The following is an 18,645-nucleotide window of genomic DNA, read 5'->3' on the forward strand; positions in this document are numbered from 1 at the left end:
GCGCGATGAGCAAGAGGTATTTCCAGCACGCCTTCACACACGACGTCACCGCCGACGCCTATATCTTTGAAAATCCTGACGGCAGCTTTGGTGGCCATGTAGCCGCGACAGCTGTGGTCGGGAAGGACACTGTTATTTTTAACGGCGCGCGAGTGATGCCGGGTGCTGTTTTGGGTGACGCGGTTTGCGTGATGGGGGGAGCAATTATTTTCCCTGAAGCAGAGGTTGGAGATCGATCTGTCATTCAGACGAGGGCGCGAATTGGGAAACAAGTACAGCTAGGTCAGCGCGCCATCATCGGGCTTGCCTCCTCGTGCTCAAGTATAAAGGCGGGTGACGATCTATTCGTCGGTATGGGGTCACGCATCACAAGTGGCCGGATAGGCAATAGCGTTCGGATCCTGGACAAATGCCTTATCAGAGGCAAGTTCATCGGAGATTACGCCTTCATATCAACCTCAGTGAAGGTTGGGGAGTACTCCACCATAGGTCGATCTGCGTTTGTTGGGCGCAACGTCACGATCGGCATGCGGATTGCCATCCCTGACAATGTCGTAATTCCTTCGGTTCTTCTGGATGACGCAGACCTCCCTGTCGACGAGGAGGCGTGACCATGTCCCTGGGAGCTTTCACCACCTGCGAATGCGGAAACTACATGCACCATGGCAGCGCATGCTCCCATTGCGGCAAGCTTGACGGCGACCTGCCTGAAGCAGGCCAGCCATCACACCCTGATCCGGCTGAGTGCGCCACGACCAAGGCGACATGCGCATTTTGCGGCTGGACCGATTATTCGGGAATTTTCGAAGACTGCTGCAGCCGGCCAATGTGCGTCGAGACAAGCGAAGTCGCCGCCACCGAGCCCGAGCCTGACTTTGAGCACGAGTTCGAAGAAGCCATCGCAAACTTCGAAGACGAGCTTGCGGCAGATGCCGGCAACGAGCCGGCGGCAATCCGCCTCTGGATGCGTGAGCAACCGCTCCCGCCTGTTGGCCGGGCCATCATCGACAACCTCTCACACGGCAATCGCCTGGCGCTGCTCGCCACGATCTATTCCAGCGAGGCGGCATAATGGGCCTGCATTCGAACTTCCAGCGTGTCGACGGCGACCGGTATTTCACGCCCTACAGCGCAACACTGCCTTTGGTGCCTTTTCTCAAGGGCGTGCGCACGTTTTCAGAACCCTGCAAGGGCGACGGGGAGCTTGTGGTCCACATCGAAAGCCACGGGCCGTTGTGCATTCATTCCGGCGATATCGCCGAGGGCGTTGATGCGCTCACAGATCCGGAGCTGGGGCGTTTGGTGGTTGATCGCATCATCACCAACCCGCCCTACAAGTGGAACCTGCTGAAGCCGCTCATCCAGCGCTTCGTTCCCATCGCACCAACATGGCTGCTTCTGGAAGACCGGTTCCTGTTTAACGAGCGTTCCGAGCCGTTTATGCGGCAGTTTTGCACCGACGTCATGACGATCGGGCGCATCAAGTGGTTCGCCAACACCAAGCACGCCAGCAAGATCAACTACGCATGGTTCCTGTTCGACCAGGCGAAGAGTGAGCCGACGCGCTTTCACCGCAACCCCTACACCGGCCGGCAAATGCGTTCGATCGCAGCTGCCCGCACCTCATCTCTGTCCGCAACCAAAGGAGACACGCATGCTCGATAGACCCATGAAGGCGCTGGAAGCGCACGCACTCAGAAAGCCCATGAAAAAGGCTTCACAACCCGTTGATGTTCATGTCGGAACACGCATTCGCCAGCGCCGCACACAGTTGGGCATGTCGCAGACGACGATTGCCGAAGGTCTCGGCATCACGTTCCAGCAGATCCAGAAATACGAGAAGGGAACCAACCGCGTCGGCGCGTCCCGCCTGCAGGCGATTGCCAACATTTTGAAGGTGGACGTCGCCTATTTCTTTGAAGGCAATCCGGGCGTCCCCGGCGCCGCACCGGCACCGGAGCCGGAATTCGCGATGGCCTATGCGCTGACCAGCGAAGGCATGGACCTCCTGCGCGCCGTCTCTGCCATCCCCAACGCGGTTGCGCGCCGGCAGATCATCAACATCGCCAAGACGGTCGCAGGCACCACGGACGCGGCCACCGCCTGAAACACCCGCTGCGTTGTCCGCCGGCCTTTGTGTCGGCGGCATTCGGAACGGATGGTTCCATCTCAACTGGAGAAACAGAATGTTTGCAGCACTCAAGAACAAGATGACCGGAAGCGTGAACAAGTTTTCCGGCCGCAAGGATTTCCTCGAGGCGGTGTGCGCTTCGTGCGCGCTGGTTGCCGCCGCAGACGGCGATATCTCGGACGCGGAAGTCGCACAGACGATCAAGGCGATCTCGTCCAACGCGAGCCTGTCGGCCGCATTCAAGGCGCCGGAAATTGAGCGTGTCGCCGATACCATGCTGAAGCGCGCCCAGGGTGGTCGCGTGGGCCGCGCGGGCCTTTACAAGGAAGTCGAGGACGTCGCCAACGATCCCGAGCTTGCTGAAACTGTCCTTCTGTCGGCGCTTGACGTCGCCGACCACGGCGGCATCAGCGAGCAGGAGCGGCAGGTGCTGGCGAATATTGCGCAGCGCCTCGGGCTCAACCTCGCAAGCTACGGCGTCTGACATGGGCAGCAAGGTTATAGCGGCAGCGTCCGCCGGCGTCACCCTTCTCGTGCTTCAGTTCGTCCTCTTCGGCGCGCTGTTCGACTTGGCCACGAGCCTTGCCTTGTTTGGCATCGGGTACGCCGTCGGCCGCCTCACCCGCTGATCGGCTCCGATTTCCCCGGCTGGGCCAGCGGCCGGGGGCTTCCGAACCGATGGAGACAATCTTCATGAACAACACCCGCTATTACACCCTGGGGACAATCGGCATGATCCTCATCATCCTTGTCATCATCTACGCGCCGCGGCAGGCCAATGCCGCCACGTTCGGCCGCGTGGCGCAGGACTGCAGCTATGACGCCGTGCAGTTCTGGCTTGTCGGCATGTCTGGCTGGTGGGTGGCGCTGATCCTCTTTGTCTGGGTGCTTTTCCGGTTTTTGTCCGGCAAAGATCCGGGCGCTGGCTCGGCGGCGAAGACGCGCATCGACAACCTGTGCCGCCAGAATGAGCGGCTTCGCAAGCGGCTGGATGCACGGGAGAAGCGCTCGTGAAAATCGCTTCGCATCACACGTGGAAAGACAAGGATTTCACTCCTCGTCATGACTGGCCGGGCGACACGCTTGTGCAATGGGGTGGCCGCGGCGTCGTGCTCGGCAAGACCCCGTACAGCACGGCCTTCTTCGAGGCGTTCCCCGACAAGAACCTCTCGACAGCTGGCGGGTTCATCCGCGGAGAAGGCGCGACTATAGCGGAGGCTGAAGACGCGGCCTTTGCCAAGTTTTCCCGGCAGAACCAGTGCAGCCATCTTTGGGGCCGCGAGAAGTATCAGAACGGCGGGCAACTCTGCCGGCATTGCCGTGCATTCCGCTCCGGTCACCTCAAGGAAGTCGTTGTTCTTGGCAGGCATCGCAAGCCTTTGCAATGGTATGACGCTCACACCCTTGAAATGGATAGCGACGGGACGTGGATGCGTATGCTGCGCCTGCGCGCAAAGCTGTTCGGCATCACTGAGCGCCCGCCAAAAGCGACCGCCGTTGATGGGATAATCGCATCGATTTTCCCATCGTCTTTGGAAGGGGAGGATGCGTGATGGACGCTAAACAGCTCCACATTCTGCAGCACTCGCTCGGCCTGGACCAGTACGGACGCGGCACGATGTTCCGCAATCGCTTCGTTACGGGCGAAGGCAGCAATGACCACGCCGACTGCATGGCTCTCGTCGATCAGGGCTTCATGATGCGCCGCGCCAACATCGAGATTTACGGCGGCATGGACGGCTTTTGGGTGACCGAAAGCGGCAAGCGTGCTGCCGTCGAGAACAGCCCTGCGCCGCCGAAACTCACGCGTGGACAGCAGAATTACCGTGACTGGCTGAATTACGACAGCGGCATTTCCTTCATCGAATACCTGAAAATGAAGGCACACCTTCGCGCCAAGGAGGCTGGACGGATATGACCGATTTCCAGAAGCTTGCCGACCGCGTTGCCGCCGGCGAGATCAAGTCACTCAGCATCAAGCAACCCTACCCACACCACATTTTCCACGATGGCAAGGATGTCGAGAACCGTGACTGGCCGACGAAAGGCCGAGGCTGGTTCATCGTGCATGCCGGCGTCTCTAAATCCGAGATCGACAAAGACGACGAGCACCAGATGGCTATGCCTCGTGGGGGCGTCGTCGGCATGGCGCGCATCGTCGACTGCGTGCGCGAGATGGAAAGCCAATGGTTCTACGGCAAATTCGGCTTTGTTCTGCGCGATGCATTCCCGCTGCCGCTGATCCCATGCAAGGGCGCCCTCTCTTTCTTCTCGCTTGAGCCCGACGTGAACCTGCAGGTGGCGGCCGCCATTCGCGAACATGCGAGAAGCGCAGCATGACTGACACCCCCGCCGTTTACGGCAAGTGCCCGAAGTGTTCGCACGTGTTCCTCGTCATCCAGCTTCCTGCGCCACTGATCTTGGCCGTAGGAGCGATGCAGAACGCCACCTGCCCCAAGTGCGGCACGAAGAAGGGCATCACAATCGCTCACTCCACAGAGGTGCCCGCCAATGGCTGACCACATCAACATCCACCACCCGGAAGGGCGGGAATTGCGCATGCGTGATGAGATCCTGATCGCAACTTTGCGAGCACAGATAAGCGTGATGGACATGCACCTGTCAGCCGTCCGTGGCGATCTGGAAGCCATATTCACGCGGATCGCACGCGGCGAGAAGTGCGAACTGCACATGCCGAATGGTGACGTGTTCATTATCGAGGGGCAATCGCGGCAGAAGAAAGCGCGCAAGGAAGCCATGGCGGCGACATACGGCGGTGACGCCAATGGCTGAAACCTCCGCAATCGAGTGGACCGATGCCACGGTGAACTTCTGGTGGGGCTGCACGAAGGTCTCTCCCGGCTGCGACAACTGCTATGCCGAGACGTGGAATGCATTCCGCGGCAACGGCCTTTGGGGACCAGGTGCGCCGCGCCGGCCGATCAAGGGTGCGGCCGCCCTGCTGCGCCGACTGAACAACGCGGCCGGCGCTTTTGAATCGCAGCACGGGCGCCCGCGCCGCGTGTTCATGCAGTCCATGTCCGACGTCTTCGATAACGAGGTGGATGACAGCTGGACGCTGGCGCTTTGCCGCGGCGCTGAAGATGCGCCTCGCCTTCGCATCCAGATGCTCACCAAGCGCATCGGCAACGTGGAGAAGCGCGTGCCGGATGGCTGGCGGATCGGCGGCTGGCCGCCTCACATAGGCCTGATGATCTCGATCTGCACCAATGTCGAGGCGCGTCGCGACGTCAAGAAACTGCGCGACCTGAAGAAGCGCCTGGGCATTCCATGGGTCGGCATCAGCGCCGAACCGATGCTTGAACCTCTGCCCGCTTTGGATCTGAACGGCATCGACTGGTGCATCGTCGGCGGCGAAAGCGGCAAGCATGCACGGCCCACGCATCCACGCTGGGTGCAGCAGATCCGCGACCGGGCGGCGAGATCCGGCACCGCCTTCTTCTTCAAGCAGTGGGGCGAGTGGTTGCCGGATCTGGAAGCGCCCGCGCCTCTCCTCGACGAGTTGCGGCGCACGCGGGTCGAGCGGCAGGAACTGCACTCCGATCCGAGCCCCTTCGCCACGATGCGCTTCGACACGCGCACGCTCTATCGCGCAGGCAAGAAGCGGTCCGGATCGCTCCTCGACGGCAACACCTATCACGCATTCCCCAAGGAGTTATTGCGATGAGCAAGGAATACAAAACCCACTATCTGCCGGGCGTTTGGATGGACGAGATTATCCCTTGCCCGCTCGCTGACGTGAATGACTTCGTCCACCGCATGCCGGACGGTTCATTCATGATGATGCCTGTGGACCCTGATGAGCAGGATGAAAGCTGGCGCACGCCGCTCGAAGACGGCCAGATCATGCTTTTCGGCGTCACCGAGCAGTACGGGCATTTTGACGTCACGATTTATGATGATGGCACCGTCTCTGCGCCTGAATGGCCGGAGAAGGCGAACTGCTTTTGCCTGCATGGCGACATCAATTTGCTCGTCGATACCCTTGAGCAGGCAATCGCCAACGGCGACGAGGATATCGCGCCGCTCAAGGCCGGCACGCACGACTTCCAGATCTACTGGTGGGCAGACGACGAGGCGTCGTTCCGCTTTGTCGTCGCCGATGACGGCACCGGGCGTTTCGAGCCCTGCGCCGGCCTGCACTGAACCTTAACGCTCATCGGAGAATATTCATGCCTATCATTCCGGAATATCGTCCCGAGATCTGCATCTATCACGGCGATTGCCTCGACGGCTTTGGTGCTGCGTGGGCCATCAGCCTGAAATGGGCCTGCGACTTCCGCCCCGGCTGGTACGGCAAGCCGCTCCCACTTGATGGGGTCGAAGGCAAGCATGTGCTCTTCGTCGACTTTTCGGCACCGGCCGCCGACCTGGTCGCGCTGGCGGAACGCGCGGCGAGCGTTGTGGTTCTCGACCACCACAAAACCGCAGAAGCCGAGCTTGCCCCGTTCCTGCGCAACAAGTACGACATCGATTCTTGCTATCAGCATCTTGCGGATTGCTCCAGCGACGGTAAGCCGCCGATTGTCGCCTACTTCGATATGGCGCGCTCTGGCGCATCCATGGCTTGGGAGTTGGCCTCGCAGGGCGGCCCATATCGCATGCCGGATCTGTTGGCCTTCATCGAGGACCGCGACCTCTGGCGGTTCCGCATGGGCGACACCACGCGGGCGGTTTGCGCCGCGTTGCAGAGCTACCCCATGGATTTCGAGACGTGGGGACGCTGGCGTCATTCCGCGTCTGATCTGATCAATGAGGGGCATGCCATCCTGCGCGCCAACCGCATGACGGTGGCGAAGCTTCTGCGCTCAACCAGGTGGGAAGAGATCGCCGGCCACAACATCCCGGTGGTCAACGCTCCCTACCAGTTCGCCAGCGACGTCGGGAACGAGTTGCTGATCGCGCATCCTGACGCGCCGTTTGCTGCGACCTTCCACATCGGCGCCGACGGAAGCCGTCACTGGTCCTTGCGCTCCACCAATGAGCGCCGCGACGTTTCCGCGATTGCGACCATGTTCGGCGGCGGCGGCCACCGCAACGCCGCCGGCTTCAAGCAGACGGTCTACCGGGCGGAGGAGGCTTCGCTGTGAAACCCAAGGATTTTCGCACAGAACTGGTGAAGATCATGCCGTTCTACGACTGGACCGTTTCCAAGACGTCCACCGAAGAGCGGATGGTTGCTACCGGCACGCAAAGCAGCGGCTTCAACCGGCTTTCCACCTTGCAGGTGACCCGCACCGACAAAGGTGCTGACGTCTTCTACGAGGCGCGCTCGGCAGGTCACGGAACGCGCTCTCCGTGGCTTGCCGCGCACACCGACACGACGCTCGCCCGCGCGCTTCGCGGCTTGCAGGGTCACTACGAGCACATGGCCGGGCAGTACCGCGCGCACGCCGCCGCGATGCAAGCTGGGCGGAAAGGCAGAGGGGCCAAGCCATGAAACCACGATTCACAAAGCGTGCGCTTGTGAAGTGCAAAAACGGGCGGCACCGAATTGCGACTTCGGGCGAAATGATGTTGTCGGCCGAAGTTGCCGAGGTGCGCTCTCGGTTTCACCAGATGAAGCACCGGACGCATCAACTTGAGGACCGGATCGAAGGCTTCCTCGCCGGAGACCTTACGCAGGCTCTTCCGCCGCCAGTGCGTGGGATGATGCTCGATAACATGACGGCAGCACTCGTCGAGGCTTTCGGGAAAGAGATCGTCCGAGAAATTCTGCCCCATGTTCGGCAAGCCCCGAAGCACGGCGGGTTGACACTGGAAGGGAGTATTTCCAGAGGGTTCGGGCTGGTTCCCAACACTGAAGTCATGCTGAAAGCCTACATCAGCGGGTTCAACGTCGCCGTTGCCCATGGGGTAGAGAGGCGCCGTCGATGAACTTTCACAAAGCCGTCGGCGTCGACTTCGACCGCATCGACATCACATCGCAATCTGGTAGCGACTGGCTCAAGCTGGAAATGCGCGTCGGCCATGACGTCGAGCGCCGCGAGATAACGTTGCGCAGCACAGAGGCGGTGCGAGATCTTCACTACGCGCTCGGCCGCTACCTGGCCGGCATTCCCGATGCAGCGCGAACGCCATGACCACGCGCTGCCGCTGGCACAAAGATCAGGACGTCCCCGGCGGAAAGTTCCTCGTGCCGGGATGCTGGAACCGGGTGATCAGCGGCGACAATGCCGAATGCCATTGCCGCGGCGGTCCCATCAAAGGCCCAACGCCGGAAGAGATGATGGAGAAAATCTTGGACCGGCTCGAAAAACTCGAAACCACCATTGCAACCATGCAAAAACCCAACAAGGCGACAAAGCCGTGACCACAATCATCCAAAAGTCAAAGCCGGCAAAACTAACCTCTGCCGACATCCGCATGGGCATGTCGAAGCGCTGGGCGGCACCGGAATACGCAATCATGTGGGAGGTGGCGGACAGCACAGGCGGCAATGCGAGACGCTATGCAGATGCCGTCATCATGTCCCTGTGGCCGTCACGCGGCCTTGAGCTTCACGGCGTCGAGATCAAGATCAGCCGTTCCGACTGGAAGCGCGAGGCGGCCGATCCGCGGAAGGCGGAAGCAATCGCGCGGTTTTGTGATCGCTGGTATGTCCACACGTCTCCCGGCATCGTCGATGACATATCCGACTTGCCGCCGGCGTGGGGCCTGCGCGAGTTCGATGGCAAGGTTTGGAGAACCGTCCGCGAGGCGTCGAAGAACGAGCCAGAACCCCTCACGCGCTCGTTTCTGGCTGCGCTGTTGCGGCGCGCAGACGAGACGATGCGCCTCATGATCAACGAGGCAAACCGCGAGGCGCGCGACCAGCAGTATGCCGAAATGGAAAAATTCCGCCAGCAAAGGGGGAAAGAGATCGAAGAGGCCGCGGCTCGGCGGACGGCGCACCTCGAGGACGCTGCGAAGAACATTGCAGCCTTCCAGGCAGCGTTCGGTGAAGACGCGACCAACAACTGGGGGCTTGACCACGCGGCACTCGGCCGGGCCGCTCGCGCACTCAGCAAATGCGGATCGAGCGACTACACGCCTTTGGCAAAGCGCCTTCGCGCTGCAGCCGATGAAATTGACGCAATCTGCGGCCTGGTCGATGCGCCAGCAACAGGAGAACAGCAGCCATGACCGACACCACACCGATAAACGACAAGACCCATCACCGCTTCATCGCGGGCTACGATGCCGGCCTGGCCGACGGCTACCGCGAGCGCCTTGGTGCCGACACCCGCCTTCCGCAGGACGTCATCAACCTCGTCATAGCCGCCCGCGAGGCATTCGACACCGGTGACCTTCCAATGATCGAGGAACGCGCACTCGACAAGGCGCTGGAAGCGTTCTCCGAGCGCGTGCCTTACGAGAACGAGCCCGATGACGAGGAACCCGCCGCCCCGATCACCGGCCTCCGGTACCGCCCCAACCGCTACGACGACTGGGGGCAGATCCGCAATGCCGACGGCAGCATGTTCGCGAGCGTGCGGCGGCCGGCGTCGGAGGAAGAACTGGCCAAGCATCGCCGCGCCGGCACCGATCCTTACGAAGATCTGGCTCGGCGGCTGATGTCGACCTTCGACACGCCGGCCCCCACACCCTCAACACATGTGCGGTGTGACGACTGGTTCAGCCAGGTCGTCTCCTTCCTCGTCAAGAACGACATGCTGGACGCTCGCGACGAGTACGACATCAGCGATGTCATGGCTGCTCTTGCCGACAACTACGAAACCCCATCGAATTTGGGCGTTTTGAAATTAGCTGAGCGGCTGGCCGATCAGGTCGATCATTGCCTGCTGGGGTACGCGATCAGTCGGCAGAATGGCCTCTCAATTGAAGAGGCAATGCTAAACTTGCGCGCAGTTTGCAATGAGTTCCGGTCGGCTTTCGACGCCCTCGCCACCACGGAGGGCCAGTCATGATCTCAGTCAGCCGGACATTCTTCTGGCAATGGAAGCCGGGCATCAATCGGTTGCACTTTGGCTTTGATCTCTGGCTGCCGGGGATCAAAGTCCGTGTCGGCCACGACGTACCGCCGTGCCGGGTATGCCGCAAGCGCGATGGCATCTTCTCGTGGTCGCTCGAAAATCCCGGCGCGGCAATCTGCCCAGATTGCTGCGAGCATCCTGACTACAAGTACGAGCGGGGCGACCGCGATTACTTTTGCGTCGAGTGTGGCCATGCCGCGCCATACGAATGGATCTATGACCACTCGCGCTGCGATGACGATGTCTGCATATCCTTCTCAGGAAGCCGCGATCCCGGCCAGCCTATCGGCACACCTATTTCCGAACTCTCCGGCCGGCCAGGTCATGACGGCTACGACAAGTTCGTACAGATCGCAAAATCATGGGGGCACGACTGATGGCCACTAGATCAAATCCGACTTGGATCATTACTCAACAACCGCGTGAAGTGCCGTTCCGAAAGGGGCCATTCTACGATGACAAGTATGTCGAGGATTTCCTGCGCGAAGCCTATCGGATTTACCCCGACATCATCTGCATCGTTGTGGATGGCCCCATGGATAGGGACTGGCAGCCGCAGCATGGGTACGAATGGCTGGATATGAACGGGGATCGCCGCAAAAGGCACCCGCGAAAGAATCGCATGGCCACAGCGCCCCAACCGAGGGAGGGGGTGACAGATGCGAATTCTTGAGCGGGCGCCTGGCTATTTCCGTGGCACCCACAAAGGGGCAACGATTGAAATCGAGTATGATCCCTGCCCCGGAGATCCGGACCGCAAATTCTACACTCGCGTCCGCTGGAAAGATGGCGGGTATCTCTATGATGGCTGGACGCTCGAGGGCGTCAACACGATGGCCGAGGCAAAGCGGGACGCCATCAAGGGGGCTTGCCTATGAGCCCCGTGCGCGTCATCCAAACTTTTATCCGCGTTTGCGCAGATTGCCCGAACTGCAATTATTACTCGGGCGGTATGTATCGTTGCAGTCTGACGGAAGAGCTTATAGCCCCTGATGACAAACGCTATGGCATCGGCCGTCTATGCCCGCTACCATACGCCGGCCCGCCATCGCCACAACAGAGGCTCACGGAAGAATGACCACGCGGATTACCTGCTGCGTGCCTTTCTGCAAACGCAGCTACCACAACCGAGACGGATATACGGCTTGGATCTGCGCGCCTCATTGGCGCGCAGTTTCCGTTTTAAAGCGCCGTCGCTGTAGCAATCTGCGGCGGCAGTATCGTCGGAGATTTGGCGACAACCCTCCTTGGGCCTATAAGGGCGGATCGCCCGAGCGCCTGGCAGCAGTGAAGCTCTACCGCCTTCGCAACATGGCATGGGATTCGTGCATGCGACAGGCCATTGAACGGGGTATGGGCATCTGATTTCGGGAACAAATGTGAAAATCCTAGCCCCGTCAAAAGCGGGTATAGAGGCGGGTATTATTCGAATTTTCCATTTTTATTTTCCAGCAAAATCAACACCCTGTGGACCTTAAGTCGAAAGACACCTCTTCCGCCATTTTCATATCCGAGGGTGTGCGTATACGCCTGCAACCCCTTTGAAAACCTAGATTTTTCGATGCAACTTAGTCCGCATGTGTCCGGCAAAAGCCGGATCAATCCGAAGAAAAAGCGGGTATAGAGATCAAACCAGGCGAGTATTGGAGAAATGCGTGGTAGCGCTGACCGATAACCAATGACGCAAACCTTCAAAAACTTCCGAACATCGAAAAGCCCCTCCCGCATGGTACGGAAGAGGCCTCTTTGATCTGATTGAAATTGGCCTAAGGCTGTGCGGGCTGCCCGGGCGTTGCTGGTGCCGGAGCGGCCGGTTCGCTGGTTGCGCCTGTCGGGGTGCCTGCGCCAGGCATGGGCGCTGCGGGGGACTGGCTGGTGGGGGCCTGCGTGGTCGATGAGGTCGTTGCCGGATCCGTCGGCGTGCCGGATTGAGACCAGATCAAGCCGCCGATCAAAATCACTGCAAGCAGGCCGATCCACACGACGGTGGATCTTGTCTTGCCGCGGGTCGGCGGAATGTCGGGGCCGCGGTCGTTGGGGCTATAGGCCATGGTCACTCCTCCCAGAGCACCTTGCGGTCATATAACGCAAGGAAATGCTCTTCCTGTTGACGCTACACTTTGAAGCCTGTTCAAGGCCTGCAGATGCGCGCTGATGAGATTTCAACAGATCCGAAGGGCTTTTGTTCCTCGGCCACGGGAGTGCTGTCGTCCAGTGTTGTCGGGAACAAGATAATCGTTGAGCATGTTCGGCTTTAGAACCCGGGCCGTGTCAAGCGGACATGATGGGGATGGAGAACATGGGTATTTTTCCGCTTTCTTCCCATGGCCAACGAAATGGCAGGCGAGCTTCCCACCCATCCGACCCGGGGGGATCGCACCCCTTGTATCACCAGTGGATTTCCCGGAGATCGGACGTCCGGGTTCGCACGCGGTCGTTGGCACGATGCCAAACGGATTATTCAGCCGCCTTTGGCATCTCCACTTCCAACTCGTAGGAATACCCTTCCAGCATGGAATAGGCCTGCTCGATCACCTTGATCTCGGTCTCAGTCTTCGTCATCGCGTCGGCAATCGCATCGCAGCGGGCCGTCAACATGCGGCCCAGCACGTCGCTTTCCGGGCGTTTTCCCATGCGGTCCATGTGGTTGCGGATGCGGCCGCGGTGACGCTCCAGCTCCAGGATGTGAAAACGCGCGTTGACGATCCGGTCGGTCAGCTTGCGGCGCATGGCCGAGACGGGGTCGAAACTGCCAGGCGGGCGTTCGTCCAGGATGATCTCGTTGACCAGCCCGTCCAGCAGCAAAAGGCCTTCCAGATCCTTGGCATCGGTCAGTTGCGGGTCATAGCCGGTATCGTCGTAGATCTTTCGGCGCACGGGGTCGAGCAGGAGTTCGTAGGATGTCGTCAGCCGCGCAAACGCCTCCACATCGCCGCCGGAATCCGGATGCGCGCTTTTGGCCCGGGAGCGATAGGCCGATTTGATGGCTGCGCCATCGGCATCGCGCGGCACGCCGAGTGTCTTGTATGGATCGGTCACGGTTCCACCTGGTTTCAGGGCTTCCAAGGTCACCTCTCGTAGTCTCCCGCGCGGCAAGCCTCAACCCCTCGCGGCATCTTGTGGCGAAACGGCGGCCGGATCGACATTATCCCCAGCCTTTGCCACTTTGACAAAGCCGACAAGGAACCGTGGCACGCGGCCTTCTGCCACCGGCGCCATGATGACGCTGACGGCGAGGAAGGGCAAGAGCAGAGCAAAACTGGCGACAAGACCGACGTGCTCTGCAACAAAGCCCAGAAGCGGTGGCACGCCGATACTGGAGAGGAGAAGCGTCAAGGAAAGCGCTGCAAGATTATCTGCCGTCTGGCCGCGCCCCAGTTCCACCGTCGTTGCAACGGCAAGCGGAAAGCCGAGGGCGACCCCGCAGCCGATGAGAAAAAGCGCGGCCCCCGCAAGCGGCAACCCGCTGGTGGACAACAGTGCCACAAGGCCGATGGCAACGCAGGCGGCAGAACCGCGCACCAGCGTCAGCGGCCTGAACTTTTCGCGCAGCACATCGCCCACCATGCGGGTGGCGCCCATGCCGACGGTAAAGCCCGCATACAGCACGCCGGCGGTTGCCGCATCCGCATGCAGCACTTCGCGCAGGTAAAAGATGCCCCAGTCATAGACCGCCCCTTCGCTGATGCCTATGCCGAACACCATGATGCAGATGAGGACGATGATCCGATCCGGCAGCACGAAAACCGGGCGCCGGCCGGAGGGGCGATGCACCACGCGCGGCTCCACCGGCGTGATTTTCCAGACGATGAGACAGCAGAGAACCACAACCAGCGCTGCGCCGGACTGGTGGACAAACGGGCTGACCTCACGTGATGCGAGGAACCCCGAGACCAGCGAGCCCGCCAACAGACCGACGGACCAGAAACCGTGGCTGCGCGACAAGACCTTGCGGCCGGTGCGCTGCTCGATCCCGGTCGAGATCATGTTGGCGGAAACGTCGTGGATGGTGCGGAAAAAGCCGAACAGCAGGAAGCCGAGGAAAAAGCCCCAGATCGGAACGACAGTCAGCAGCGGCGTCAGGAGACCGGCGACCGACAACATGAGCGGCGCGGCAATGCGAGGGGTAAGCTGGGCCGTCACCCGCCCGGCAATCGGCAGCGCCAGAAAGGTGCCGACCGGCGCACCGAGGAGTGCCATGCCGAGCACGGCCTTATCGACGCCGAGCCCTTCCTGGATGGCGGGAAGACGGGTGAACAAGGAAACGAAAATCAGCGCATTGCAAAAGAACAGCAGCGCAGGCGGCGCAAGAATCGGCATCGGGGGAAATATCCGGAAACGGCAGAGTTGCTCACCTCTGGCACCGGGAACGCCTGACGACAAGATTGCGTTCGACATCCGTCCGGTGATCGCGCTTGCTATTTCTCCCGTAGTGACTGCAGGGAAACAGTGTTTTGCGGGGCTGGCTGGTTATCGCCCACATGGCCCGCGACGCGCGTTTGCCGATCCGGAAAAAGAGCCTATCCTGCTTTTGCCATGAGGACCGTCGCGCCATGTCGTTTCGTATGATGCCTCTTCGTATGATGTCTCGTCTGATGCCCCTCCGTCTGATGCTTGCTTTCTGTCTGTTCGCGCTTGCCGCCGGCGTTCCGTCACGGGCCGAGGACCCCGCTGACACTGCGCGCAAAATCATCACCCGCCAGATCGAGGCGCTGATACGCGGCGACAATGCCACGGCCTATGCACTCGCCTCCCCCGGCATTCGAAGCCTGTTTCCCGATCAGGACCGGTTCGCTGCCATGGTGGACCAGCATTACAAGCCGCTGCGCCATGCCACACGTTACGCCTTCGGCCGCTCGAAACTGGTGGCCGGCGGCGAGATCGTTTACCAGGAGGTGATGATCGAGGGCGAGGAGACGGACTGGACGGCGGTCTACGAGATGCGGTTGCAGGACAATGGCAGCTACCGGATCAACGGCGCCCGGATGCTGAAAAACACCACCAGCACCGGCATCTGAGCATCGTCATCGCCTGCCCTCGGTATCACCCTTTGTGGTCGACCGAACAGGCAACCATGCTCCTTTCGCGACGTGGCGTGAAAGGGAAAAAAGAATCAATCGTCGCCGCGCGCCCAGGCTTCCTGCGTTTCCGCCATGAAATCCGCATAACGACCTTCGGCAATCGCCTTGCGGATGCCCTGCATCAGGTCCTGATAATAGGACAGGTTGTTCCAGGTCAGAAGCATGCCGCCCAGCGCCTCGTTTGCGCGCACGAGATGGTGCAGGTAGGCGCGTGAATAATCGCGGCTGGCCGGGCAGTTCGACTGGTCGTCCAAGGGGCGCATGTCTTCGGCGTGCTTGGCATTGCGGATATTGACCTTGCCCTTGCGGGTGAAGGCGAGCCCATGGCGGCCGGAGCGGGTCGGCATCACGCAGTCGAACATGTCGATGCCCTTTGCCACAGATTTGATGATGTCATCGGGCGTGCCGACGCCCATCAGGTAACGCGGCTTGGTGGACGGCAGCACCGGCAGCGTGATGCCGAGCATATCCAGCATCACCTCCTGCGGTTCGCCGACGGCAAGGCCACCGACGGCGTAGCCTTTGAGGTCCAGTTCGGTCAGCCCTTCTGCCGAGCGGATGCGCAGGTCAGGCTGGTCGCCGCCCTGCACGATGCCGAACATGGCCTTGCCCGGCTGTTCGCCAAAGGCCACGCGGCAGCGTTCGGCCCAGCGCAGCGAAAGCTCCATGGCGCGTTCGATTTCCTTCGGCTCGGCCGGCAGTGCCACGCATTCGTCCAGCTGCATCTGGATATCCGAATCGAGCAGACCCTGGATCTCGATGGAACGTTCCGGAGACATGTGATGCGTGCTGCCATCGATATGGCTCTTGAAGGTCACGCCCTTCTCGTCGAGTTTTCGCAGGCCCGACAGTGACATCACCTGGAAGCCGCCCGAATCGGTGAGGATCGGCTCTGGCCAGCGGATCAGCTCATGCAGGCCGCCAAGGCGGGCGACACGTTCCGCGCCAGGGCGCAGCATCAGGTGGTAGGTATTGCCGAGAATAATATCGGCGCCGCCTTCCCTCACCTGATCGAGATACATCGCCTTCACCGTACCAACGGTGCCGACAGGCATGAAGGCCGGTGTGCGGATGGTGCCGCGCGGCATGGAAATCTCGCCGAGGCGGGCGTTACCGTCGGTTGCCTTGAGCGTGAACTGGAAATTCTCGGTGGTCATCAGGAATTGTTCCGGAAAAGCAGGCTGGAATCGCCGTAGGAATAGAAGCGATAGCCCGAGGAAATGGCATGGGCGTAAGCGCGCGTCATCGTGTCAAAACCGGCAAAGGCCGAGACCAGCATGAACAGCGTCGAGCGCGGCAGGTGAAAATTGGTCATCAGCACGTCCACGGCGCGAAACCGGTAGCCGGGGGTGATAAAAATGTCGGTGGCGCCGGACCAGGCGTTGATCGTGCCATCCTCGCTTGCCGCACTTTCGAGCAGACGCAGCGAGGTGGTGCCAACCGACACGATGCGGCCACCCCGCGCCTTCACGGCATTAAGAGCGGCGGCGGTTTCGGCGCTGACATGGCCGATTTCCGAATGCATCTTGTGTTCGGCCGTATCGTCGGCCTTGACGGGCAAAAACGTGCCGGCGCCGACATGCAGCGTCACGAAATGCTTTTCGATGCCGGCGGCATCGAGTGCTGCAAAAAGATCGGGTGTGAAATGCAGGCCGGCGGTAGGGGCCGCCACGGCCCCTTCCTCGCGCGCATAAATGGTCTGGTAATCCTTGGTATCCTGCGCATCTTCCGGGCGCTTTGCGGCGATATACGGCGGCAGCGGAATATGGCCGACAGCCATGATCGCCTCGTCGAGCGCCGGGCCGGAGAGATCGAAATGCAGCGTCACCTCGCCGCCCTCGCCTTTCTCCGCAAGCAGAGCATCAAGCGTGCCGAGCGCGCAGGTTTCGCCGGAATGGCCAAAGCGGATGCGATCGCCGATCTTCAGCCGTTTGCCGGGTTTGGCAAAAGCCTTCCAGCGGTCGGGCGCCACGCGCATATGCAGCGTGGCAGAGACCGAAAGATCCGGCGCGCCCTCTCGCGTGCGAACCCCTTCGAGCTGGGCGGGAATGACCTTGGTATCGTTAAACACCAGCGCGTCGCCGGGTTTGAGGAAGGACGGCAGGTCGCGCACGATGCGGTCTTCCAGCACCGGATCATGCTGAGGGCGAACGATCAGCAGGCGCGCGCTATCGCGCGGGCTTGCCGGCCGCAGCGCAATGTTGTCATCCGGCAGATCGAAATCGAAAAGGTCTACTTTCATACTAAGCTCGCGAAACTCTGAAGCAGGCGCTCGAATCGATATAAATCAAATTCGAATATGAATTTGCCGCCTCGGTCGTCGGTATATCGTTTACCGCAGTGGGCCAAGGGTCCACCTCCCACTTCGGCGTTGGGAAGCAGCTTGCTAACATATCTGCCAAACTGACGGTCATGAGCATGTGTGACCGCATCGCGTGCTTCTTTCACATGGGGGAATATCTCAGCAAAGCAATCCTTCGATTTTTTACCCCATTCCGGCGCAATCACGACCATTTCGACCGAAGAAGCTGTATTCATTGCATTGAATAAATCGATGGGAACTACGTCAGCAAAGACATGTGCGGCCTCAATGGCGGCGTCTCTGACAGGATCGGGAACGGTCTTTGCAGACAGCTTGTCAAAAACAGTCGAATACTCGAAATAACAGGCGGCGGAAAATACTGCCGATCGCAGATGCGAATAAAAGAAGTCCGGTGCGGCAAGAATTTGCTTCCGCGTCAATCCGTCCGCAGAATTAGCTAACTGATGACGCGCGCCACGGGTCAAACGCCGCCAAGCATCGTCTTGCGCGGACATAGTCTCAGAAGCACGGAGCCGTGCCTTATGCAGCACGGCCCCTAAATCTTCGAACGTGTAAGATACGTTCGATGCGGATGTCATGCGTCCGCAGCAACCTTCATCGAGATGATCGAATCGGGATCCGTGACCGGCTCGCCCTTCTTGACGAGGTCGATGACGTCCATGCCTTCGATGACCTGACCCCAGACGGAATACTGCTTGTTGAGCCAAGGCGCATCGGTAAAGCAGATGAAGAACTGCGAATTGGCCGAGTTCGGGCTCTGCGAACGGGCCATCGAGCACGTGCCGCGCACATGCGGAACGGCCGAGAATTCCGCAGCCAGATCCGGCTTGTCGGAACCGCCCATGCCGGCGCGACCCGGGTTAAAACTTTCGCCGCCCTTCTTGCCGAACTTCACGTCGCCGGTCTGCGCCATGAAATCGGGGATGACGCGGTGGAAGACGACGCCGTCATAGGCGCCTTCGCGTGCCAGTTCCTTGATGCGGGCGACATGGCCAGGTGCCAGGTCCGGCATCAGGGCGATAACGACCTGGCCCTTGGTGGTTTCCAGGATGATGGTGTTTTCCGGATCCTTGATCTCGGCCATGTTTCTCTCCTTCTTGACGGGCGTTGCGC

At 60.5% G+C, this 18,645-nt stretch carries 32 protein-coding genes; 25 read left to right on the forward strand and 7 right to left on the reverse strand.

What is annotated here, in order from left to right:
* The first annotated feature begins 5 nt into the window (after positions 1-5).
* The 23 genes from AC4CWH_RS08055 to AC4CWH_RS08165 all read left to right on the forward strand — a co-directional run bounded on the left by AC4CWH_RS08055 (position 6) and on the right by AC4CWH_RS08165 (position 11,006).
* The gene (locus tag AC4CWH_RS08055) at positions 6-611 is read left to right on the forward strand and encodes a hypothetical protein (protein WP_491321132.1); all 606 of its coding nucleotides are present in this window, start codon (positions 6-8) and stop codon (positions 609-611) included.
* Between the two features lie 2 nt (positions 612-613).
* Positions 614-1,072 (forward strand): hypothetical protein, encoded by a 459-nt coding sequence (locus AC4CWH_RS08060; protein WP_491321133.1) that lies wholly within the window; start codon positions 614-616, stop codon positions 1,070-1,072.
* The gene (locus AC4CWH_RS08065) at positions 1,072-1,665 is read left to right on the forward strand and encodes a hypothetical protein (RefSeq protein ID WP_491321134.1); all 594 of its coding nucleotides are present in this window, start codon (positions 1,072-1,074) and stop codon (positions 1,663-1,665) included. Before AC4CWH_RS08060 ends, AC4CWH_RS08065 begins: the two co-directional genes overlap by 1 nt.
* A complete protein-coding gene (locus AC4CWH_RS08070; RefSeq protein WP_491321135.1) occupies positions 1,655-2,107 on the forward strand; it encodes a helix-turn-helix domain-containing protein in 453 nt (150 codons plus the stop codon). Before AC4CWH_RS08065 ends, AC4CWH_RS08070 begins: the two co-directional genes overlap by 11 nt.
* 79 nt (positions 2,108-2,186) lie before the next feature.
* Complete coding sequence (locus AC4CWH_RS08075) at positions 2,187-2,615, forward strand: tellurite resistance TerB family protein (protein WP_491321136.1); 429 nt, start codon at positions 2,187-2,189, stop codon at positions 2,613-2,615.
* A 1-nt stretch (position 2,616) separates the two neighbouring features.
* Positions 2,617-2,760 carry a hypothetical protein gene (locus tag AC4CWH_RS08080; protein ID WP_491321137.1) on the forward strand — a complete coding sequence of 48 codons (144 nt, stop codon included), beginning with the start codon at positions 2,617-2,619 and terminating at the stop codon, positions 2,758-2,760.
* Between the two features lie 64 nt (positions 2,761-2,824).
* Positions 2,825-3,145, forward strand: a complete 321-nt coding sequence (locus AC4CWH_RS08085; RefSeq protein WP_491321138.1) for a hypothetical protein — start codon at positions 2,825-2,827, stop codon at positions 3,143-3,145.
* Positions 3,142-3,684 (forward strand): hypothetical protein, encoded by a 543-nt coding sequence (locus tag AC4CWH_RS08090; RefSeq protein WP_491321139.1) that lies wholly within the window; start codon positions 3,142-3,144, stop codon positions 3,682-3,684. The genes AC4CWH_RS08085 and AC4CWH_RS08090 overlap by 4 nt, the downstream gene beginning before the upstream one ends.
* The gene (locus AC4CWH_RS08095) at positions 3,684-4,049 is read left to right on the forward strand and encodes a hypothetical protein (RefSeq protein ID WP_491321140.1); all 366 of its coding nucleotides are present in this window, start codon (positions 3,684-3,686) and stop codon (positions 4,047-4,049) included. Before AC4CWH_RS08090 ends, AC4CWH_RS08095 begins: the two co-directional genes overlap by 1 nt.
* A complete protein-coding gene (locus AC4CWH_RS08100) occupies positions 4,046-4,471 on the forward strand; it encodes an ASCH domain-containing protein (RefSeq protein ID WP_491321141.1) in 426 nt (141 codons plus the stop codon). The genes AC4CWH_RS08095 and AC4CWH_RS08100 overlap by 4 nt, the downstream gene beginning before the upstream one ends.
* On the forward strand, positions 4,468-4,650 hold the full coding sequence (locus tag AC4CWH_RS08105; protein ID WP_491321142.1) for a hypothetical protein: 183 nt from the start codon (positions 4,468-4,470) through the stop codon (positions 4,648-4,650). The genes AC4CWH_RS08100 and AC4CWH_RS08105 overlap by 4 nt, the downstream gene beginning before the upstream one ends.
* Positions 4,643-4,924, forward strand: a complete 282-nt coding sequence (locus tag AC4CWH_RS08110; protein ID WP_491321143.1) for a hypothetical protein — start codon at positions 4,643-4,645, stop codon at positions 4,922-4,924. The genes AC4CWH_RS08105 and AC4CWH_RS08110 overlap by 8 nt, the downstream gene beginning before the upstream one ends.
* The gene (locus tag AC4CWH_RS08115; protein ID WP_491321144.1) at positions 4,917-5,819 is read left to right on the forward strand and encodes a DUF5131 family protein; all 903 of its coding nucleotides are present in this window, start codon (positions 4,917-4,919) and stop codon (positions 5,817-5,819) included. Before AC4CWH_RS08110 ends, AC4CWH_RS08115 begins: the two co-directional genes overlap by 8 nt.
* On the forward strand, positions 5,816-6,298 hold the full coding sequence (locus tag AC4CWH_RS08120; RefSeq protein WP_491321145.1) for a hypothetical protein: 483 nt from the start codon (positions 5,816-5,818) through the stop codon (positions 6,296-6,298). The genes AC4CWH_RS08115 and AC4CWH_RS08120 overlap by 4 nt, the downstream gene beginning before the upstream one ends.
* 26 nt (positions 6,299-6,324) lie before the next feature.
* Positions 6,325-7,242, forward strand: a complete 918-nt coding sequence (locus AC4CWH_RS08125; protein ID WP_491321146.1) for a hypothetical protein — start codon at positions 6,325-6,327, stop codon at positions 7,240-7,242.
* The gene (locus tag AC4CWH_RS08130) at positions 7,239-7,592 is read left to right on the forward strand and encodes a hypothetical protein (protein WP_491321147.1); all 354 of its coding nucleotides are present in this window, start codon (positions 7,239-7,241) and stop codon (positions 7,590-7,592) included. Before AC4CWH_RS08125 ends, AC4CWH_RS08130 begins: the two co-directional genes overlap by 4 nt.
* Complete coding sequence (locus AC4CWH_RS08135; RefSeq protein WP_491321148.1) at positions 7,589-8,029, forward strand: hypothetical protein; 441 nt, start codon at positions 7,589-7,591, stop codon at positions 8,027-8,029. The genes AC4CWH_RS08130 and AC4CWH_RS08135 overlap by 4 nt, the downstream gene beginning before the upstream one ends.
* Entirely contained in the window at positions 8,026-8,235 is a 210-nt protein-coding gene (locus tag AC4CWH_RS08140; RefSeq protein ID WP_491321149.1) for a hypothetical protein, read from the forward strand. The genes AC4CWH_RS08135 and AC4CWH_RS08140 overlap by 4 nt, the downstream gene beginning before the upstream one ends.
* Positions 8,232-8,465, forward strand: coding sequence for a hypothetical protein (locus tag AC4CWH_RS08145; protein WP_491321150.1), 234 nt, complete (start codon positions 8,232-8,234; stop codon positions 8,463-8,465). The genes AC4CWH_RS08140 and AC4CWH_RS08145 overlap by 4 nt, the downstream gene beginning before the upstream one ends.
* The gene (locus AC4CWH_RS08150; protein WP_491321151.1) at positions 8,462-9,277 is read left to right on the forward strand and encodes a hypothetical protein; all 816 of its coding nucleotides are present in this window, start codon (positions 8,462-8,464) and stop codon (positions 9,275-9,277) included. The genes AC4CWH_RS08145 and AC4CWH_RS08150 overlap by 4 nt, the downstream gene beginning before the upstream one ends.
* Entirely contained in the window at positions 9,274-10,062 is a 789-nt protein-coding gene (locus AC4CWH_RS08155; protein WP_491321152.1) for a hypothetical protein, read from the forward strand. Before AC4CWH_RS08150 ends, AC4CWH_RS08155 begins: the two co-directional genes overlap by 4 nt.
* The gene (locus AC4CWH_RS08160) at positions 10,059-10,505 is read left to right on the forward strand and encodes a hypothetical protein (protein ID WP_491321153.1); all 447 of its coding nucleotides are present in this window, start codon (positions 10,059-10,061) and stop codon (positions 10,503-10,505) included. Before AC4CWH_RS08155 ends, AC4CWH_RS08160 begins: the two co-directional genes overlap by 4 nt.
* A gap of 282 nt (positions 10,506-10,787) precedes the next feature.
* On the forward strand, positions 10,788-11,006 hold the full coding sequence (locus AC4CWH_RS08165) for a hypothetical protein (protein WP_491321154.1): 219 nt from the start codon (positions 10,788-10,790) through the stop codon (positions 11,004-11,006).
* An 888-nt stretch (positions 11,007-11,894) separates the two neighbouring features.
* Here AC4CWH_RS08165 and AC4CWH_RS08170 read toward each other — a convergent pair.
* The 3 genes from AC4CWH_RS08170 to AC4CWH_RS08180 all read right to left on the reverse strand — a co-directional run bounded on the left by AC4CWH_RS08170 (position 11,895) and on the right by AC4CWH_RS08180 (position 14,388).
* Positions 11,895-12,179 carry a hypothetical protein gene (locus tag AC4CWH_RS08170; protein WP_491321155.1) on the reverse strand — a complete coding sequence of 95 codons (285 nt, stop codon included), beginning with the start codon at positions 12,177-12,179 and terminating at the stop codon, positions 11,895-11,897.
* A 406-nt stretch (positions 12,180-12,585) separates the two neighbouring features.
* Positions 12,586-13,167 carry a J domain-containing protein gene (locus tag AC4CWH_RS08175; RefSeq protein WP_491281574.1) on the reverse strand — a complete coding sequence of 194 codons (582 nt, stop codon included), beginning with the start codon at positions 13,165-13,167 and terminating at the stop codon, positions 12,586-12,588.
* Positions 13,168-13,227: 60 nt separating this feature from the next.
* On the reverse strand, positions 13,228-14,388 hold the full coding sequence (locus tag AC4CWH_RS08180; RefSeq protein WP_491321156.1) for an MFS transporter: 1,161 nt from the start codon (positions 14,386-14,388) through the stop codon (positions 13,228-13,230).
* Between AC4CWH_RS08180 and AC4CWH_RS08185 the strand changes: the two genes are divergently transcribed.
* Entirely contained in the window at positions 14,381-14,668 is a 288-nt protein-coding gene (locus AC4CWH_RS08185) for a hypothetical protein (protein WP_491321157.1), read from the forward strand. The genes AC4CWH_RS08180 and AC4CWH_RS08185 overlap by 8 nt on opposite strands.
* Positions 14,669-14,723: 55 nt before the next feature.
* A complete protein-coding gene (locus AC4CWH_RS08190; RefSeq protein WP_491321158.1) occupies positions 14,724-15,146 on the forward strand; it encodes a DUF4864 domain-containing protein in 423 nt (140 codons plus the stop codon).
* A 95-nt stretch (positions 15,147-15,241) separates the two neighbouring features.
* On the opposite strand, the gene tgt is transcribed toward AC4CWH_RS08190, so the two are convergent.
* From tgt to AC4CWH_RS08210, 4 genes are read right to left on the reverse strand one after another with little or no spacing between them, the layout of a single operon-like run.
* Positions 15,242-16,366 (reverse strand): tRNA guanosine(34) transglycosylase Tgt, encoded by a 1,125-nt coding sequence (gene tgt / locus AC4CWH_RS08195; RefSeq protein WP_491321159.1) that lies wholly within the window; start codon positions 16,364-16,366, stop codon positions 15,242-15,244.
* Positions 16,366-17,451 carry a tRNA preQ1(34) S-adenosylmethionine ribosyltransferase-isomerase QueA gene (queA, locus tag AC4CWH_RS08200; protein WP_491321160.1) on the reverse strand — a complete coding sequence of 362 codons (1,086 nt, stop codon included), beginning with the start codon at positions 17,449-17,451 and terminating at the stop codon, positions 16,366-16,368. Before queA ends, tgt begins: the two co-directional genes overlap by 1 nt.
* Positions 17,448-18,110 (reverse strand): hypothetical protein, encoded by a 663-nt coding sequence (locus AC4CWH_RS08205; protein ID WP_491321161.1) that lies wholly within the window; start codon positions 18,108-18,110, stop codon positions 17,448-17,450. The genes queA and AC4CWH_RS08205 overlap by 4 nt, the downstream gene beginning before the upstream one ends.
* On the reverse strand, positions 18,107-18,616 hold the full coding sequence (locus AC4CWH_RS08210) for a peptidylprolyl isomerase (protein ID WP_491321162.1): 510 nt from the start codon (positions 18,614-18,616) through the stop codon (positions 18,107-18,109). The genes AC4CWH_RS08205 and AC4CWH_RS08210 overlap by 4 nt, the downstream gene beginning before the upstream one ends.
* Between the last annotated feature and the right edge of the window lie 29 nt (positions 18,617-18,645).

This window comes from Neorhizobium sp. PAMB6716 (assembly GCF_058242805.1).

Coding starts and splice junctions, on each gene's coding strand:
- AC4CWH_RS08095 (WP_491321140.1), top strand. CDS start 3,684: ATGGACGCTAAACAGCTCCACATTCTGCAGCACTCGCTCGGCCTGGAC.
- AC4CWH_RS08060 (WP_491321133.1), top strand. CDS start 614: ATGTCCCTGGGAGCTTTCACCACCTGCGAATGCGGAAACTACATGCAC.
- AC4CWH_RS08135 (WP_491321148.1), top strand. CDS start 7,589: ATGAAACCACGATTCACAAAGCGTGCGCTTGTGAAGTGCAAAAACGGG.
- AC4CWH_RS08210 (WP_491321162.1), bottom strand. CDS start 18,616: ATGGCCGAGATCAAGGATCCGGAAAACACCATCATCCTGGAAACCACC.
- queA (WP_491321160.1), bottom strand. CDS start 17,451: ATGAAAGTAGACCTTTTCGATTTCGATCTGCCGGATGACAACATTGCG.
- AC4CWH_RS08100 (WP_491321141.1), top strand. CDS start 4,046: ATGACCGATTTCCAGAAGCTTGCCGACCGCGTTGCCGCCGGCGAGATC.
- AC4CWH_RS08155 (WP_491321152.1), top strand. CDS start 9,274: ATGACCGACACCACACCGATAAACGACAAGACCCATCACCGCTTCATC.
- AC4CWH_RS08145 (WP_491321150.1), top strand. CDS start 8,232: ATGACCACGCGCTGCCGCTGGCACAAAGATCAGGACGTCCCCGGCGGA.
- AC4CWH_RS08190 (WP_491321158.1), top strand. CDS start 14,724: ATGCCCCTCCGTCTGATGCTTGCTTTCTGTCTGTTCGCGCTTGCCGCC.
- AC4CWH_RS08105 (WP_491321142.1), top strand. CDS start 4,468: ATGACTGACACCCCCGCCGTTTACGGCAAGTGCCCGAAGTGTTCGCAC.
- AC4CWH_RS08065 (WP_491321134.1), top strand. CDS start 1,072: ATGGGCCTGCATTCGAACTTCCAGCGTGTCGACGGCGACCGGTATTTC.
- AC4CWH_RS08170 (WP_491321155.1), bottom strand. CDS start 12,179: ATGGCCTATAGCCCCAACGACCGCGGCCCCGACATTCCGCCGACCCGC.
- AC4CWH_RS08080 (WP_491321137.1), top strand. CDS start 2,617: ATGGGCAGCAAGGTTATAGCGGCAGCGTCCGCCGGCGTCACCCTTCTC.
- AC4CWH_RS08125 (WP_491321146.1), top strand. CDS start 6,325: ATGCCTATCATTCCGGAATATCGTCCCGAGATCTGCATCTATCACGGC.
- AC4CWH_RS08075 (WP_491321136.1), top strand. CDS start 2,187: ATGTTTGCAGCACTCAAGAACAAGATGACCGGAAGCGTGAACAAGTTT.
- AC4CWH_RS08140 (WP_491321149.1), top strand. CDS start 8,026: ATGAACTTTCACAAAGCCGTCGGCGTCGACTTCGACCGCATCGACATC.
- AC4CWH_RS08055 (WP_491321132.1), top strand. CDS start 6: ATGAGCAAGAGGTATTTCCAGCACGCCTTCACACACGACGTCACCGCC.
- AC4CWH_RS08165 (WP_491321154.1), top strand. CDS start 10,788: ATGCGAATTCTTGAGCGGGCGCCTGGCTATTTCCGTGGCACCCACAAA.
- AC4CWH_RS08120 (WP_491321145.1), top strand. CDS start 5,816: ATGAGCAAGGAATACAAAACCCACTATCTGCCGGGCGTTTGGATGGAC.
- AC4CWH_RS08085 (WP_491321138.1), top strand. CDS start 2,825: ATGAACAACACCCGCTATTACACCCTGGGGACAATCGGCATGATCCTC.
- AC4CWH_RS08070 (WP_491321135.1), top strand. CDS start 1,655: ATGCTCGATAGACCCATGAAGGCGCTGGAAGCGCACGCACTCAGAAAG.
- AC4CWH_RS08205 (WP_491321161.1), bottom strand. CDS start 18,110: ATGACATCCGCATCGAACGTATCTTACACGTTCGAAGATTTAGGGGCC.
- AC4CWH_RS08160 (WP_491321153.1), top strand. CDS start 10,059: ATGATCTCAGTCAGCCGGACATTCTTCTGGCAATGGAAGCCGGGCATC.
- AC4CWH_RS08115 (WP_491321144.1), top strand. CDS start 4,917: ATGGCTGAAACCTCCGCAATCGAGTGGACCGATGCCACGGTGAACTTC.
- AC4CWH_RS08110 (WP_491321143.1), top strand. CDS start 4,643: ATGGCTGACCACATCAACATCCACCACCCGGAAGGGCGGGAATTGCGC.
- tgt (WP_491321159.1), bottom strand. CDS start 16,366: ATGACCACCGAGAATTTCCAGTTCACGCTCAAGGCAACCGACGGTAAC.